Annotated in this window: 15 protein-coding genes; 7 read left to right on the forward strand and 8 right to left on the reverse strand. The window is 72.9% G+C overall.

Going from position 1 to position 12,707, the window contains the following annotated elements; all coding sequences use genetic code 11:
* Nucleotides 1-220 precede the first annotated feature (220 nt).
* From HUN59_RS00905 to HUN59_RS00930, 6 genes are all read left to right on the forward strand, one after another.
* The gene (locus HUN59_RS00905) at nucleotides 221-1,576 is read left to right on the forward strand and encodes a uracil-xanthine permease family protein (RefSeq protein WP_208738876.1); all 1,356 of its coding nucleotides are present in this window, start codon (nucleotides 221-223) and stop codon (nucleotides 1,574-1,576) included.
* On the forward strand, nucleotides 1,573-2,289 hold the full coding sequence (locus HUN59_RS00910) for a cysteine hydrolase family protein (RefSeq protein ID WP_174777235.1): 717 nt from the start codon (nucleotides 1,573-1,575) through the stop codon (nucleotides 2,287-2,289). Before HUN59_RS00905 ends, HUN59_RS00910 begins: the two co-directional genes overlap by 4 nt.
* The gene (locus HUN59_RS00915) at nucleotides 2,244-3,518 is read left to right on the forward strand and encodes an MFS transporter (RefSeq protein ID WP_174777236.1); all 1,275 of its coding nucleotides are present in this window, start codon (nucleotides 2,244-2,246) and stop codon (nucleotides 3,516-3,518) included. The genes HUN59_RS00910 and HUN59_RS00915 overlap by 46 nt, the downstream gene beginning before the upstream one ends.
* Nucleotides 3,519-3,602: 84 nt before the next feature.
* Nucleotides 3,603-4,220, forward strand: a complete 618-nt coding sequence (locus HUN59_RS00920; protein ID WP_174777237.1) for a TetR/AcrR family transcriptional regulator — start codon at nucleotides 3,603-3,605, stop codon at nucleotides 4,218-4,220.
* Nucleotides 4,217-4,852 carry a zinc ribbon domain-containing protein gene (locus HUN59_RS00925; RefSeq protein ID WP_058742836.1) on the forward strand — a complete coding sequence of 212 codons (636 nt, stop codon included), beginning with the start codon at nucleotides 4,217-4,219 and terminating at the stop codon, nucleotides 4,850-4,852. The genes HUN59_RS00920 and HUN59_RS00925 overlap by 4 nt, the downstream gene beginning before the upstream one ends.
* Nucleotides 4,853-4,854: 2 nt before the next feature.
* Entirely contained in the window at nucleotides 4,855-5,376 is a 522-nt protein-coding gene (locus tag HUN59_RS00930) for a hypothetical protein (RefSeq protein ID WP_174777238.1), read from the forward strand.
* A gap of 211 nt (nucleotides 5,377-5,587) precedes the next feature.
* Here HUN59_RS00930 and HUN59_RS00935 read toward each other — a convergent pair whose 3' ends face one another.
* From HUN59_RS00935 to HUN59_RS00970, 8 genes are all read right to left on the reverse strand, one after another.
* Nucleotides 5,588-6,088: an RES family NAD+ phosphorylase gene (locus HUN59_RS00935; RefSeq protein ID WP_174777239.1), complete on the reverse strand. Its 501-nt coding sequence runs from the start codon at nucleotides 6,086-6,088 to the stop codon at nucleotides 5,588-5,590.
* A 53-nt stretch (nucleotides 6,089-6,141) separates the two neighbouring features.
* Nucleotides 6,142-6,357: a hypothetical protein gene (locus tag HUN59_RS00940; protein ID WP_174777240.1), complete on the reverse strand. Its 216-nt coding sequence runs from the start codon at nucleotides 6,355-6,357 to the stop codon at nucleotides 6,142-6,144.
* Nucleotides 6,354-7,196, reverse strand: coding sequence for a hypothetical protein (locus HUN59_RS00945; protein WP_174777241.1), 843 nt, complete (start codon nucleotides 7,194-7,196; stop codon nucleotides 6,354-6,356). Before HUN59_RS00945 ends, HUN59_RS00940 begins: the two co-directional genes overlap by 4 nt.
* Complete coding sequence (locus HUN59_RS00950) at nucleotides 7,193-8,011, reverse strand: heavy metal-binding domain-containing protein (RefSeq protein WP_114849237.1); 819 nt, start codon at nucleotides 8,009-8,011, stop codon at nucleotides 7,193-7,195. Before HUN59_RS00950 ends, HUN59_RS00945 begins: the two co-directional genes overlap by 4 nt.
* Before the next feature lie 24 nt (nucleotides 8,012-8,035).
* Nucleotides 8,036-9,046 (reverse strand): heavy metal-binding domain-containing protein, encoded by a 1,011-nt coding sequence (locus HUN59_RS00955; protein WP_174777242.1) that lies wholly within the window; start codon nucleotides 9,044-9,046, stop codon nucleotides 8,036-8,038.
* A gap of 95 nt (nucleotides 9,047-9,141) precedes the next feature.
* Entirely contained in the window at nucleotides 9,142-10,107 is a 966-nt protein-coding gene (locus HUN59_RS00960; RefSeq protein ID WP_174777243.1) for a helix-turn-helix transcriptional regulator, read from the reverse strand.
* 7 nt (nucleotides 10,108-10,114) lie between these two features.
* Nucleotides 10,115-11,044 carry an NADP-dependent oxidoreductase gene (locus tag HUN59_RS00965; protein ID WP_174777244.1) on the reverse strand — a complete coding sequence of 310 codons (930 nt, stop codon included), beginning with the start codon at nucleotides 11,042-11,044 and terminating at the stop codon, nucleotides 10,115-10,117.
* 152 nt (nucleotides 11,045-11,196) lie between these two features.
* Nucleotides 11,197-11,643 (reverse strand): MarR family winged helix-turn-helix transcriptional regulator, encoded by a 447-nt coding sequence (locus tag HUN59_RS00970; RefSeq protein WP_114849241.1) that lies wholly within the window; start codon nucleotides 11,641-11,643, stop codon nucleotides 11,197-11,199.
* A 151-nt stretch (nucleotides 11,644-11,794) separates the two neighbouring features.
* Here HUN59_RS00970 and HUN59_RS00975 point away from each other — a divergent pair, with 151 nt between their 5' ends.
* Complete coding sequence (locus HUN59_RS00975) at nucleotides 11,795-12,457, forward strand: hypothetical protein (RefSeq protein ID WP_058742826.1); 663 nt, start codon at nucleotides 11,795-11,797, stop codon at nucleotides 12,455-12,457.
* Nucleotides 12,458-12,707 lie beyond the last annotated feature (250 nt).

Genomic DNA, 12,707 nt, shown 5'->3' on the forward strand with positions numbered 1-12,707 from the left:
GGGACGGGGGAGCGGCATGGGTGGTCATCAGGTGTCCTCTGCGGATCGGGATCGAGCAGGGTGTTTCACTCTGATGCGAAAAGTTACATTCACATTGTTGCAGCTGTGTTTCCGTGTGTGAACACTGGCGCACCCGTCGCTCGACGGGCGCCACGCCGACGATGATGGGTGCATGCAGGCATCGACCCCGACCAGCGCGCCCGCGCCCACCGTGCTCTCCGTGGGATTCGGTGAGCGACTGCCCGCCGGACGCACCGCGCTCTTCGCCGTCCAGCACCTGCTCGCCCTGACCGGCATCTGGGTCTTCCCGAACGTGATCGGCAGCGCGCTGAAGCTGTCGTCCGACGAGGTCGCCCTGATGATCCAGGCGTGCTTCCTGCTCACCGGCGTCGTGACGATCCTGCAGTCCAGCCGCGTGCTGAAGCTCCCCATCGTGCAGGGCCCGACGGCGGCGTTCATGGTCGCGATCATCTCGTCGGGCGCCGCGTACGGACTCGGGACGGCCTTCGGGTCGATGGCGGTCGCGGGACTCGTCTTCATGCTGCTCACCGTCCCCCTCAAGCGCTTCGGGCTGTTCGGGCACGTCAGCGCCTTCGTCTCCTCGCCCATCGTCCTCGGCACGCTGTTCGTCATCATCGGGGCGCAGCTCGCGTCCATCGGAGCGGGCGGCTGGTTCGGCACGGCCGGGACGCCGTCCTACGGTGTGCTCGCGCTCGTCGTGACGGTCGCCACCGGGCTGATCGTCCTGCTGTGCCTGGTCGTCGGCACCGGGATCCTCAAGCGGGGTGCGATCTTCTGGGGGATCGTCGGCGGAAGCATCGTCGCGCTCCTGGTGGGGCAGTGGTCGTTCCCCGACCTGTCGGCTGCGCCCCTGGTCGGGGCGCCGCACCTGCTGCCGTACGGCTTCGGGGTCTCCCTGCCCGTCGTGGTCCTGATGCTCGTCGCGTTCCTGCAGGCCGGCACCGAGTCGATGGGGATGTACACGATGATCGCCAGCTGGGGCGGTGAGACCGTCGACACCGCCCGGGTGAACCGCGGGTTGTTCGCCGAGTTCGCCGGCACGGTCCTGGGAGCGCTCTTCGGTGGGATCGGCACGACGTCGTACCCGGAGAACGCCGGCATCGTCCGGGTCTCCGGCATCGGCAGCCGGTTCGTCACGATGACCGCCGGGGGCGTCGCCGTCGCCCTGGCCTTCTTCCCCCCGGTCAGCCTGTTCCTGGCGGGGATCTCCGGGCCGGTCCTGTCCGCGGCGACGACGATCCTGTTCGGGATCATCGCGGTCAGCGGCATCCAGATGCTCGCCGCGGTGCGCTGGGACGACCTGAACCTCGCCGTCGGCGCCACCGCGTTCATCGTCGCCCTCGGCGCGCAGTTCATCCCGACCGCGATCTCGTCGGCGCTGCCGTCCTCGGTCGCCACGGTCGTGACCAGCCCGATGATGATGGGCATGTTCCTGCTGCTCGGGCTGCACGGGGCGGTGAACCACGGGCTGCGACCACTCCTCGCTCGTCGGGGTCAGCCCCGCCGGGTCGTCACCCCGCTCGTCCCCCGCACCGAAGGGAACACCCCCGCATGACCACGATCACCGTCCACGGCACCCAGCGCACAGCCGACCCGCAGGGGCCGCTCCGCGACTGGTTCGACCCCACCCACACCGCGATCGTTTCGATCGACATGCACGAGGGACACCTGTCCGAGGACCCGGCGTGCCCGTGCCCGGCTCCTCGCGGCCGTGCGATCGTCGGACCGATCGACGACTTCCACCGTGCGGCCCGCGCGCTCGGCATCCCGGTCGTGCACGTCCGGTCCGAGCTCCGCGCCTCCGGCATCGACGACGTCCGCGGCACGTCCGACAGCGCGTGGCGCACGACCTTCCCGCAGCACGTCGGTCCGATCCCCGGTGCGGCGGACCACGCGCTCGCCGGGAGCCGGTGGACCCGGTTCGTCACCGAGGTCGAGCCGCAGGACGAGATCGTGACCGGCAAGAAGCGCCTCTCGGCGTTCTACCCGACCGACCTCGACTTCCTGCTCCGCCAGATGGGCGTCCGAGCGGTGGTCCTCGACGGGATCATGGCCGACTGCTGCGTGCTCAACAGCGCGTTCGACGCGTCGAACCTGGGGTACCGCGTGTCCGTGCCGTCCGACCTGGTGCGCGGCACCGACGAAGGGCTCGAGCGCGCTGCGCTGTCGATGGTGTCACTGCACCTCGGCGTCGTGACCGAGTCGGCCGAGCTCCTCGCTGCGTGGACGTCCCCGACGGTGGGCAGCTCCGGGCACCCGACCGCGTGACGACGACCGAGGAGCACACCGCCCGCCCGGTGACCGGTCGGACCGTCCGCGGGGCGTCCCCCGTGCCCGCCGCGGTCGTCACGGTCGGCACGATGGCACTGGCGACCGTGCCCACGCCGCTCTACCCGGCGTACGCACGCGCGTTCGGCGTCGACGAGACCGGCACCACGGTGCTCTTCGCGGTCTTCGCCCTGGGCGCCGTGGTCGGACTCTCCGTCGTCCGCGCACGGCGCTGGGCACACTGGCCGGTCCGGGGCCGCATCGTTGCCGCCGCGCTGCTCGGGGCCGTGGCAGCCGTCGTGCTCGCGGTCGTCCCCGGCCTGCCCGCCTTCGCCGTCGGTCGGCTGCTGAGCGGCCTCGGTGTGGGGATCGCCGCCGCGAGCGCGGTCACCTTCGTCACCGACCGAGCCCGCGCAGCCGGACGGCACGTCCGGTTCTGGGCGACCGTGACGCCGGGGCTCGCGATGGCCGGTCTGGCCCTCGGCCCCGCGGCAGCGGGGCTCCTGGTCGGGACCGGCGCCCTCCCGCGGTGGGCGCTGTACGTCGCGGTGGCGACCGTCCTCACGACGAGCGCTGCCCTGCTCGCACCCCGTGCCTCCCGTCCGGTCGTGCCGGAGGCGACACACGGCGGACCGCCGCCGACGTCGGGTGCCGACACCCGGTCACGCGTCCCGCGGTGGCCCGATCGTCTCGGCGCCTGCGCGGCCTTCGCCGTCACCGGTTGCTTCGGCGCGTTGACGCCACACCTGCTCGCCGGCGGCGACCGTCAGCCCAGCGTGACGGAGGTCGGTGTCGTCGCCGCCCTGCCGTTCCTCGCGGGTGCGATCGGGGCCACCGTGCTGTCCGGACACGGTCGGTGGGCGTTCCCCTTCGTGGTGACCGGGTTCGTCCTGGTCGCGGTGTCGACCGCGACGGTCCCGGGGACTGTCGCCGGTACCGCCACGTTCGCCGTCGGGGCCGCGATCGCCGGTGCCGGCGCGGGGATCGTGTTCAGCCGCGCGCTCGGGTCCGCGCTGCGGAACGCGAGCCCGGATCGGCGTGGTGCCGCTGCGTCCGACACGTTCACCTGCGCGTACCTCGGGCTCGCGGTGCCCGTCGTCGCGGTGGGGTCGCTCCTCGGCGTCGTGCCGCAGACCGTCGTGATCGTCGCCCTCACCGTCGTCCTCGCCGGTGTCGGGACGGTCCTGGTGCTGCGGCCCGGCTCGGGCCTCCGGGGCGCAGGACGGTAGCCGGTCGGTCGGACCCCTCGACAGCGCGCGTCCGTTCTGCCATCGTGTTATCGACCGATAACCCGACGGGAGGGCCGCCCCAGCATGAACGCGCGGCGTCTCCCTGCTCGGAACGACGAACTGCTCGCCGCCGCGGTGTCGGCGTTCGCCGCTCGTGGGTACTTCGGCACGACCACCGCGCAGGTCGCTGCGGAGATGGGCGTCTCGCAGCCGTACGTCATCCAGGCCTTCGGCTCGAAGCGGGAGCTGTTCCTCCGTGCACACGCGCACGCCGGTGCGCGCATCGTGGCCGCGTTCCGCGCCGCCGGTCGTGACGGCTTCGACCCGGCGCGGCTCGGCGCGGCGTACCTGCAGCTCGTCCGCACCGACCTGTCGGCCGTGCTCGTGCACGCCCACGCGTTCTCCGCGGCACCGGCGGAACGCGCGATCGCCGAGGAGGCGCGGCGCCTGTTCCGGGAGATCACCGCAGCCGTCAGGGCCTCGGGTGCGACGGTGCCGGAGGCTGCTGCGTTCCTCAGTCGCGGGATGCTCATCAACAACCTGCTCCTGATGGATGCCGCCGGCTCATCCGAGGACGCCGACGTCCTGGCCGTCGCCGCGGCGATCCTCGGCCCGACGCCACCAACGGCACCGACTGCACCGACCGCACCGAAGGCACCGACCGATCCCACCCGTCCACCGACCGAAGCAGGACCGAGATGACCGAACACGTCCCGTTCACCGACAACGTCACCGACCTTTCCAACGAGGACGGCTTCCAGTTCGAGTTCCGCTGCGAACGCTGCGGCAACGGCTTCCGGTCCGCCTTCCAGCGTGACCTGCGCTCCACCGGACAGAAGCTCGCGCGCGGACTCAGCGGGTTCCTGGGCGGCCCGCTCGCCCAGGCCGGATACATGGCGGACCGGCTGCTCGACCGCGGGACCAACTCACCGGCGAAGGACGCGGCGCTCCGCACGGCGACCGCCGAGATCGCGCCCCGCTTCCACCAGTGCCGCGGCTGCGGTGACTGGGTCTGCGGTGACGGCTGCTGGAACACCGACGTCGGACAGTGCGTCCGGTGCTCGCCGGTCGTCGTCGAGGAGCTCGCCCGGCTGCAGGCGGAGGCCCGACGGAGCCAGATGCAGCAGCGGCTCGAGTCCGTCGACCTGGTCGGGAGCACCCCGCTGTCCCAGCAGGCGCAGCCGCGGTGCCCGTCGTGCGGTGCGCAGTCCCGCGGCGGGAAGTTCTGTGTCGAGTGCGGCGCGTCCCTGGTGACCACCCGCGCGTGCTCCGGCTGCGGCACGGACCTGGCGCCGAACGCGCGGTTCTGCGCCGAGTGCGGGACGGCCGCCTGACGATGGCTCTGCGGACCGGGAGCCTGCTCGTCGTCGCGGTCGGTCTGGTCGTCGGGCTCTCGGGATGCGCCGGGACTGGTGCGGACGACGGGCCGACCGGCACCACGCACCGCGCCTCGACGAGTGCGTCGCCCGAACCGTCTGCCGCTGGTTCCTCGGCCACCGCTGCCTCGGACGACGAGCGCGTCGCGTCCTTCTGCGCCGCGAACGCCGCGGCAGCGGAAGCCGTGCAGGGCGACGTCGCCGGGGACATCACGGCTCGACAGCGGCAGGCCGAGGCGACCCGGGCGCTCCTCCCGGTCCCCGGTGCCAAGTCCGATGTCTCCGCCGGAGCCGAGAAGTTCGCCGCTGCGGCCGACGAGACGGTCGCGATCCTCCGGACCTTCCCGCCCGAGAGCAAGGTGTCCGACGTCGGGACCGATCCGCGGTTCCTGCAGTCCGACGCGATGCGGGCCGCCGCGAGCGACGCACAGTACCGGGCGTTCCTGGCGTGGGTCCTGGAGACGTGCATGACGACGCAGTGAAGCGGGACCGGTCGACGCCCCCGGTTCTGGCTCCGATCCCAGTCCCTTCCTTCGAGAGGCATCAGCTCCCGGCACCGTCACACGGGCGGTCACCAGCTCCGCCCCGATCGTTCCGGTACTGTTCATGACGTACGAGGGGCGCGTCCCTATCGGGGGACCTCGTCTGGTTCGATTTCCGGAGCGCTCCACCACTTCACGCCGTTCGGCTGCTTCAGCCGTCCTCGGTCAGCAATCGCACGGTCGGCGCCCCGGGCTCGTTCCAGCGGAACAACACCAGGTGCCAGAGCCCTGGTCGCTTCCGGGACGGGTCGATCTGGCCGTGGGCTCCGGCCTCGACCAGGCGGTCACGGACCGACCACGACGAGGGCACTCCCCCTGCGGCGACGACCTCCTGCCACGGCGCGGTCGCGTCGGCGAGGTCGATCCCCAGCTGCGCGAGCACGAGCGGATCCCGCAGGTCGACGATCCGGGTCGCCTCGACGTCGACCGCGACGATCGCAGGCTCCGGCGTCCGGGCGTCCCGGTGCGCGATCATCGCCGCCTCAACCCCGTCGACCGAGGAACTCAGGTAGAGGGTCGGTTCGTCCGCACGCGAGTACCGGCCGGGCAGGCGGGACCCGGCGAGCACGGAATCGCGGAACCGCGGGTCGACCGGGCGGTGGAACGTCCCCCGGACCGCGGATCCGAGAGCCCACGGCACATCGCTCGTCATCGCGGGACCTCGGCAGCGGGCGCGGACGGCATGCTCCGACGGTAGCGGCTGCGTCAGTACCCGCGCCGGTACAGCACCCGGAACACGACGACCCACACGACCAGCGCGACGAGCCCGCTCCCGCCGGCCCACGCCCCGACGGATCCCCCGGCGATCAGGGCGACGAAGCAGCACGCCGCCAGGAGCCCGGTCACGACGGCGAGCGGGATCTTGTAGCGCACGGTCCAGGTCCGCTCCCCGACCCGTCGCAGGTCGTCGTCCCCGCTCACCGCAGCTCCAACCCCGGGTCCGCAGCCCGGAACCGGTCCGCCAGGAACCGCCCGTTCACGACGACCGCCGCCGCGTCCCGCTCGACGGCCGCGTCGCGCATCCCCCTGGCGGCGGTCTCGAGCGCGTCGAGCTGCCGCCGGAGCGCCTCGAGCGGCGTGGAACCGTCGGACAGCCGGTGGGTGGCCGCCCAGTCCGTGGGCAGCGCCGCGTACGCCCGGAGCGTGTCCGGCAGGTAGACGGTCGCGGTGCGCGTGACGACGACCTCCGCGTCGCTCGCCAGGTCGCCGGCGACGCGCGTCAGCGCGTCGGTGAGCAGCTCCGCGATGCGGCCCACGGTGGCAGCGGCATCGGCCGGGAGGCGCGTGGCGGCCGCCGCCGAGAGCGCGGCCAGTCCGCGTGGGACGTCCGCATCCGCGACACGGAACGCGTCGACGGTACGGATGCCGAGCCTCCCGAGCGATGCGGCGACCGCCGCCGTGTCGCCGGCCGCGTCCGCGGCGACCGCCGCGACCTCACCCGCGAACAGACCCAGCCAGGCCCCGAGGGGCGGCTGCCGCCGGGCGATGGTGACCCCACCGGACACCTGGGCGGCCTCGGTGACGAGTCTTCGGCCGTCGAGCCGCAGGGTGAGCGTCTCGCTCGCGCCCGTCAGGCGGACCGAGCGGACGGCGCCGGGTCGGCCGGCCAGGCGGTCACCGAGCGATCGGCTGCGGTCGACCGTCAGGACTCGGTCGACGACCGCCGGCGGCAGGGCACGGACGGCTGCGGTGGCGAGTCCGTCGAGCAGCGCCTGCGGGTCGTCACCGGCGTCGAGGGGTGCGATCGGTCCGTCGGTCATCGATCGGTGAGGGGCAGCACGAGCGTGGGGGTCTCGATGACGTGGTCGGGCCGGAGCGAGCGCACCGCGGTGCCGATGGCGAAGAACTCCGTCGTGTGGCCACCCCAGCGGTGTGGGAGCGACAGGAGCTGCACGCCGACGATGCCCTCGGCGGCCAGGTGCTCGGCCTCGCTCTGCATCCGGCCCATCGCGAGCTCCCGCGCGTCGTAGAGCGCCTCGGTGTACTGCGGGATCTCGGTGTTCATACCGAAGGTCGTCATCGACGCCATCATCCCGCGGTGGGCGATGTGGTAGACGCAGGTGCCCATCGTCAGGCCGAGCGGGGCGTAGCCGGCCTGGATCAGCGTCCAGAAGTCCTGCCCGGACAGGTCGGACGTGAACGGCAGGCGCTTCGCGTTCCGCCACGTGCCCGTGGGCGGCGGGGCGTCCGCGACGACGGCGGTGCCGACGGCGATGAACTCGGCGAGGTCGTTGCCGTACTCCTTGAACTCGATCTCGAGCCGGACCCCGACGATGCCGTCCGCGCCGAGCCGGTCGGCCTCGGCCTCCATCCGGGTCATCGCGAGCTCGCGGGCGTGGTACATCGCCTGGCTGAGCTTGTCGAGCTCCATGTTCTTGGTCCAGCGCCCGGTCTGGATGCCCACGTGGTAGACGCTCGAGCCCAGGACGAGGCCGACCGGGCGGAAGCCGGCCTGGCGGACGAGCAGGAACTCGTTCACGGACAGGTCCGAGGTGAAGAGCCGTCCCGCGCCGTCGGCGAGCCGGGCGGTGGCGTCCGCGGGGAGCGGCACGCTGCCGAGGTCTGGGGTGCTCATGGTCGGGCCTCTCGTGGGTCGGGTTCAGCGGTGTCGGGATGCGGAGCGGACGCCGGGGTCCGACAGCGGGACGACGGACGTGACGTCGCGCCGGGTGACGGCCTGCGCGGAGCGGTCACGGAACGCGTGCATCGGCCCGGGGGCGATCGCCGTGCCGATGAACAGCGCCTCGGCGTGCAGGTCGACCTGCTCCCCGCACGAGGTCTCGAACTCGCCGACCGAGCTGCCGGTGACGACCAGGTCCGAGGCGCGGAGGGTGCCCGCGCGACGGCTGAGCTGCTGCCGGGCGTCGTCCCGGGCGGCCTCGAGCAGGTGGGTCAGGCCGTCGACCTCGGTGTTGCCGGCCCACGTCGAGCGCTGCTGCTGCAGGAGCGCGTCCTCGTGCTTCGTCGACACCGAGAGACCCAGGGCCATGCCGCGAGGGACGTACCCGGACTGCAGCAGGGCCGTGGTGTGCTCGGCCGAGAAGCCGGCTGTCCACGGACCGGGTGCTCCGGTCCGCGCGCCGCGTCCCCCGGCTCGTGGGCTGACGGACGTGTCGAGCGTCCGGACGGCGGTGCCGACGGCGGTGAACTCCCAGATCTGCCCGTCGAGCCGGCGACGCCGGACCTGCACGCCGACCACGCCGTCGGCGGCGAGCAGCCCGGCCTCGGCGACCATCCGGTCGTGGGCGCCGTGCCACGCCCGCGCGAAGGCCTGCACGTACGCGCCGAAGCCCGCGTTCCGCCCGCCGCGGCCACCCGTGGTGAGCACCGGCGACGTCCAGCCACCGAGCATCCCGCGGCCGAGAGCGCCCATCCCGCCCCCGCTGCCGGGTCCGAACGGGGACGCCGTGGCCCAGATGCCGCAGCCGCCGCCGGCCCAGCCGAGCTGCACGACCAGGGAACCGAAGACCTCGCCGACGGGCTGCAGGGCGACGGAGCCGATCGCCGCGGCACCGGGAGCGGACAGCAGGGAGCCGGCGACACCGCTCTCCCGCTGGCGGGCGGCGCGGGCGTGCGCGGCCGGTGGGAGTCCGTCGGACCACGTCGCCATGCGCACCACCCCCGGGAGGTCGTCGTGCGTCGGATGCCGCACGTCGCTCAGCCTGGCACCGCCGGGGCCGGGTCAGTCGGTGGCTGTCGACAGTCTCAGTCGGCGCTGCGCTGTCGGGCCCGGCGCAAGGTCTCGCTCGGCTGCTCGCCGTAGCGCTCGGCGTACGAGGCCGCGAACCGACCGAGGTGCGTCAGGTGCCACCGCCGGGCGGTCTCCGCGACCCGGACGCCCTCGCCCCCCGCCACGAGGTCACGGTGCGCTCCCTCGAGCCGCTCGGTCCGGAGCCGTTCCATCGGGGACTCCCCGTAGGCCCGGCGCATCGCGCTCTGCACCCCGCGTTCGCTGAGGCCGACGGCGTCCGCGACGTCCCGCAGCGTCACCGCCTGCTGTGCGTGGTCGCGCAGCCAGGCGGCGGCCCGCGCGGCACTCGTGGTGGGCTCGGGCTCCTCGGCGTCGACGAGGGGGAAGGCGTCGATGACCGCGTCGGCGATCTCGGCGTTCAGGGCGAGGCGCTGGTCCTCGTCGATGCGCCCGTCCATGACCTGGGGCGCCCGGGTGCGGATGATCGCCCGGAGCGGTCCGAGGGCGACCTCGATGTCCGGCTGCTGGCCGAACACGAGCGGGCCGCGGACGAACCGGCCGCGGCGGGCGAGCGCCGCCCGGAGCACCCGGTCGGACAGGTGGAGGATCGTGATCTTGCGGGTGTCGGTCTCGAACGCGTACGACGACGAGGCGGAGAGCACGTAGGGGTGTCCGGGGACGGGGTGGAGCCGGGAGCCGTCGCCCAGGTCCTCGACCACGGCGCTGCCGTCGCCGATCCAGAACACGATGTGCTCCGCGCGGGCGTCCATGCGTCCGGCCCGGGTCCCCTCGACCTCGGCGCCCCGCATGGACACGTCGGCGTCGCCCGCCCCGACGTAGCGGAAGGTCTCGAGCGCACTGTCGACTCCGCCGCTGATCCCGTAGATGCCGTCGAGCTCGTCTCCGCGGTCCTCGCTGATCGCCTCGACGTGGAAGCGACGGAAGGACCGGGGCTCCCCCTGCTCCGGCATCGTGGACATGACGGCATCATGACAGCACGACGACCTTGCCCGCGATCCGACCCGCGGCGCCCTCGGCGTGCAGGGCCGGGAGTTCGTCGAGCGGGATGGGCCGCGTGACCTCGACGTCGAGCTCCCCGGCGTCGACGAGGGACACCAGCTCGGTCAGGCGACCGCGGTCCGGCCGGACGAACACCGTCGCCGCGCGGACGTCGCGGTCGTCGTCGCCCGGGGTGGCCATGAACGCCGTGGTGCTGACGACGGTGCCGCCGTCGCGGACGAGCGCGACGAGCGACGCGAACTCGTCCGGGTCGATCGGCGCGAGGTTGAGGAGCACGTCCACCGGCTGGTCGACCGCGTCGTGCAGGTCGGTGGTGGTGTGGTCGACGACCTGGTCGGCGCCGGCGGCGCGGACGGCCGCTCCGCTCCGCGGGCTCGCGGTCGCGACGACGTGCGCCCCGAGGCGCTTCGCGAGCCGGACCGCGTACTTGCCGACGACCCCGCCGGCACCGACGACGAGCAGGCGCTGTCCGGCCGTGACGTGCCCGTCGTCGACGAGGGCCTGCCACGCGGTGAGTGCCACGGACGGCAGGGCCGCGGCGTCGACGAGCGGGATGCTGGTCGGGGCGGGGACCAGGGCCTCGGCCGGGGCGACGACGTACTCCGCGGCACCGCCGTCGCGCTCCATCGGGAGGAACCCGACGACCGCGTCGCCGACGGTGAGCCCGGTGACGCCGTCGCCGAGCGCGTCGACCGTGCCCGAGACGTCGTAGCCGGGGACGTGCGGCAGGACGACGGGGATCGGGAGGAACCCGCCCCGCATGCCGTTGTCCGCGGCGTTGTACGCCGATGCTGCGACCCGTACGCGGACCTCGCCCGCGGCTGGCTGCGGGACGGGGACGTCCTCGACCCGCAGGACCTCGGGTCCGCCGACCTCGTGGAACCGGACTGCCTTCATGGTGGTGCCTTCCGTCGTGTGCTTCGAGTTCGAAGCATCTGACGACGACGGTACACCTGCTTCGAGTTCGAAGCAACAGGTGACCAAAAAAAGGACGGGAGGCACGAGGCGATGCCGCCACGCGCCTCCCGTCCGGACCTGGACCGGACCGCCTACCCGCGATCGCCCATCGCGTGTGCCGCCTGGTCGTACAGGCCGGTCGCCAGGTCGTTGAGGACCTGGTGGAGCTCGCCACCGTGTGACCCGTCGACGGTGCGGAGCATCGCGCCGTAGCGCGCTCGGTAGTCGTCGACGACGGCCTCGCCGTCGGGGAGCAGTCGCAGGAGCGACCCGCGCCGGTCCGAGGGGTTCGGTGCGCGCTCGACCAGCCCGGCCGCGCTCATCCGGTCGATCATGTTCGTCACCGCACCGGACGTGAGTCCGAGGTAGCCCGCGACCTCGGTCGGGGTCGAGTAGCCGGTGTCGCTGACGAGCACGAGCGCCCGGAGGGCGTTCTCGTGGATCCCGGCCCGTGCGCTCAGTTCGCCGACCAGGCTCGTGTTCGCGCGGACGACGGCGGCGAAGGCGGCCATCAGGTCGGCGTCCGTGGAGGGTGCCACTCGGGTCTCGTTCCGTCGGAGGGGGACGGCGTCCCCCGCTCTGGGGTAAGTGTACGACTGGCCAAGTTGGTCAATGGTTGATTATCTTGATGAGTGAAGCAAGTGGGCCCGAACCTCGTGCTTCACCGACTTCCGAACAGCAACCGAACCGATGAGGTACACCGTGTCCAAGCTCCGCACCTCCGCGATGAAGCGGGTCCGTTTCGCCCCCGTGGCCCTCGTCGCGGGCATCTTCGCCGCCGTCCTGCTCTCCCTCTCGCTCACCGGTACCCTCTCCGGGTTCGCCGCGAGCATCACGAACAGCGGCAACTCCGCCGCCTCCGGCACGCTCGTCATGCAGGAGCAGAACGCCGGCGCCACCGTCACGTGTCTCAGCACCGACGGCGGCTCGGTCTCCACCAACGCCGCGACCTGCTCGACGATCAACAAGTTCGGTGGCAGCACGACGATGACGCCGGGCAACACCGTCAACACCGCGATCTCGATCAAGAACACCGGCACCGCGAACGCCGCGACCTTCACGCTCACCCCCGGCGCGACCTGCACGCAGTCCGCGAACGGCGCCCAGAACGGCACCGCGACCGACCTCTGCGCCAAGATGAACCTCGTCATCACCTCGGGCTCGACCACGGTCTTCAGCGGCACCCTCGCCAGCTTCAAGGGCGCGGCGGCCTCCGCCTTCACGATGCCGCCGGCCCCGGCCGCCGGTGCCTCGGTGCCCTTCAACTTCGCGGTCACGCTCGACAGCAGCGCCGGCAACACGTACCAGGGCCTCGCGGCGTCCGTCCCGATGACCTGGACGTTCACGGCCTGATCCGGCTCCGGTCCGGTCCCGCCCTGATCCCGGGCCCGGCCTGATCGCCGGTCCGACCAGATCGCAGTTCCGGCCCGACCAGCATCCCGACCCGACCAGCATCCCGGCCCGACCAGCATCCCGGCCCGACCAGCATCCCGACCCCGGGAGCGGCGCACGACACCCGGCGCCGCGACCGGCCTCCCGGTCCCCCACCGGGACCCACCCCCGGCGGTGCCCGACCGGATGGGGGGATCGGTCGGACACCGCC

The sequence above is a fragment of the Curtobacterium sp. Csp2 genome (assembly GCF_013347165.1).

Excerpts from the sequence above, each read along its gene's own strand:
- HUN59_RS00910 (WP_174777235.1), top strand. The coding sequence starts at position 1,573 with ATGACCACGATCACCGTCCACGGCACCCAGCGCACAGCCGACCCGCAG.
- HUN59_RS00920 (WP_174777237.1), top strand. The coding sequence starts at position 3,603 with ATGAACGCGCGGCGTCTCCCTGCTCGGAACGACGAACTGCTCGCCGCC.
- HUN59_RS00925 (WP_058742836.1), top strand. The coding sequence starts at position 4,217 with ATGACCGAACACGTCCCGTTCACCGACAACGTCACCGACCTTTCCAAC.
- HUN59_RS00930 (WP_174777238.1), top strand. The coding sequence starts at position 4,855 with ATGGCTCTGCGGACCGGGAGCCTGCTCGTCGTCGCGGTCGGTCTGGTC.
- HUN59_RS00935 (WP_174777239.1), bottom strand. The coding sequence starts at position 6,088 with ATGACGAGCGATGTGCCGTGGGCTCTCGGATCCGCGGTCCGGGGGACG.
- HUN59_RS00945 (WP_174777241.1), bottom strand. The coding sequence starts at position 7,196 with ATGACCGACGGACCGATCGCACCCCTCGACGCCGGTGACGACCCGCAG.
- HUN59_RS00950 (WP_114849237.1), bottom strand. The coding sequence starts at position 8,011 with ATGAGCACCCCAGACCTCGGCAGCGTGCCGCTCCCCGCGGACGCCACC.
- HUN59_RS00955 (WP_174777242.1), bottom strand. The coding sequence starts at position 9,046 with ATGGCGACGTGGTCCGACGGACTCCCACCGGCCGCGCACGCCCGCGCC.
- HUN59_RS00960 (WP_174777243.1), bottom strand. The coding sequence starts at position 10,107 with ATGTCCACGATGCCGGAGCAGGGGGAGCCCCGGTCCTTCCGTCGCTTC.
- HUN59_RS00965 (WP_174777244.1), bottom strand. The coding sequence starts at position 11,044 with ATGAAGGCAGTCCGGTTCCACGAGGTCGGCGGACCCGAGGTCCTGCGG.
- HUN59_RS00975 (WP_058742826.1), top strand. The coding sequence starts at position 11,795 with ATGAGGTACACCGTGTCCAAGCTCCGCACCTCCGCGATGAAGCGGGTC.